Genomic DNA, 1,954 nt, shown 5'->3' with positions numbered 1-1,954 from the left:
CCGTGGCCCCCACGATCTCGCCCAACCTCACACCCATCACCTTCCGCCCTGGGCCAGACTTTGCTCCCATCACGCCGCCACCCATTCAGCCTGACCTGCCGGATCCACCCAGTCTACGGCCAGCTCCAGATGGGCAATTCAACCTTTTGCCCTCTACCCCGGAAAACCCTGTTGCGATTAACCCAGTGGGATCCGCTTTTGTAACAGTTACCTTGAGCGGCTTGTTGGTGCCAGGGGTCATTGCCAGCGTAGAGCTGCAGTTTTTCAACATCAGCCGCGGCACAGATATTACCAGCATTTTCTTGCCGACAGCCATCGAGCAGTTTAGGAATACGCTCATAGGCCGAGGCAACAGCTACGCCGACCGAACCGACGGGATCACCCTCACCAATGGCTTTACCTTCCCGGCTGATCCGGCGGCCTACAATGCCAACGTTGTTGCCGGAGAAAGGATTTTGGTGATCCTGGTCATTCGCGATTCGTTTGGCCAAGCCCTAAGATTAGAGGCACGCGCTCAGGCTAGCTAGCGTGAAGCTGGCTAAGGGCAGTGTTTAACTGCTGCGAGAGATTTAAGGTCAGGAGGATGAGGGAATGAAAACCGGAAAGCTGGCTGGGGTTTTGGCTTGCCTCTGTGTTGGTTTGCTGACGGCTTGCCAACAGGCGAAGGATAAGAATGCAACCAGCTTTATACCTGGGCCGATCTTTCCTGTGCAAAACCCAAGTGTAGAACCCGGCGGAACTGGCGTGGGAGTGCCGGCTACTCCTCCCGTTGGAGCTGCTCCCCCAACCCAGCCCAGCCCTCTCGTGCCCCCTCCCGTCTCGGCGCCGACGATCCCGCCCTTGCCCAGCCCCAACCCTTCTCCCAGCATTGTTGGGTTGCCTCCGGCCCCCTTTGCTGCTCCAACCTTTACCAAAGAGTTTAGCCCTAACACAGCAACAACAGGCGGCACTGTAGCCGTTATCTTTACCATCACCAACAATGCTCCTGTACCTTTGTCTGGACTTAACTTTGTAGATGCTTTGCCAGGTGGTTTGCGAATTACTGAAGTGAAGGTAGTTACTTTAAATACGTGCGGTGGCACGCTCACGGCAAACCCCAGCATTCCTTTCAATCCTGTCCCTCCACCACAACCAGCAATTCCTTCAACCACGATTGCCCTTCAAGGTGGAACTCTGGCTCCGAATTCCTCCTGCGTGGTTTCTGTATCTGTGGAACAGATCAATCCAGTGATGGCAACTTACATAAATCCCCCAGTTACTCTCTTCAGCAGTGGGGCGCCGCCAGTACCTTCTAACCAAGCTACTGTGACTTTCATTTAGGGTCGGTTGAGAATTCCCTCACCCCCGGCCCCTCTCCCAGGGGCCCAAGCGCTCCGCGCCGCTAGCGCGACCACCCCCGCCCCCTCACCCCCGACCCCTCTCCCAGGGGCCCTCACCCCCGCCCCCTCTCCCTGGGGGAGAGGGGAGCTAGGGATGGCGCTCCGTGGTGCTGCCGCGATCGCCCCCGGCTCCTGTTTAAAAGATGATTTGGGGTGGGAAGCTGTTTTGACACTCTCCCCGCCTAGAGGCGAGGAATTCTTACGTAGCCCAGAAACGGAGTCGCAAAGGTGCTGTCAAGACGCCGCTACACAGTTCCTTAAGGCAAGGCGCCAAAGTTCTGCTTACTTTTCTGTTCGCGTCAGCGGGACGGAGTCCTTGCAGGTTGGCTGAGACGTTGCTATCTCCTGGGCGTTTGTCACCGGTCGGGTTTTTCACCGTGGTAGGTGCTCGCCTGGGAACGGTGCACCTCATCGACAGACATACTGCCTGTGAGCACCGTTGGCAAGCATCTAAAGTTGCTTACGGGCTTTTCTTCCCCGCACTAAAGTGCGGAGCTACCAAGCTATCCCTCTATGTTGACCAAGCCGGCTGCCCAATCCAGCAGATGATTGACTGCTTCTGGGGTTTTGGCTTC

Annotated in this window: 2 protein-coding genes; both read left to right on the top strand. The window is 56.9% G+C overall.

Annotated elements, in window-relative coordinates; all coding sequences use genetic code 11:
* The coding region (locus NW853_RS03990) for a hypothetical protein (protein ID WP_414347901.1) at nucleotides 1-527 on the top strand (527 nt) is incomplete at its 5' end.
* 349 nt (nucleotides 528-876) lie between these two features.
* Entirely contained in the window at nucleotides 877-1,320 is a 444-nt protein-coding gene (locus NW853_RS03985; RefSeq protein ID WP_414347899.1) for a hypothetical protein, read from the top strand.
* Nucleotides 1,321-1,954 lie beyond the last annotated feature (634 nt).

The organism is Synechococcus sp. H55.11 (genome assembly GCF_047462475.1).
In the GTDB taxonomy this organism is placed as follows: Bacteria; Cyanobacteriota; Cyanobacteriia; order Thermostichales; family Thermostichaceae; genus Thermostichus.
The sequence above is the reverse complement of the archived record's forward strand: the minus strand, read 5'-3'. Positions and strand labels throughout refer to the sequence as shown.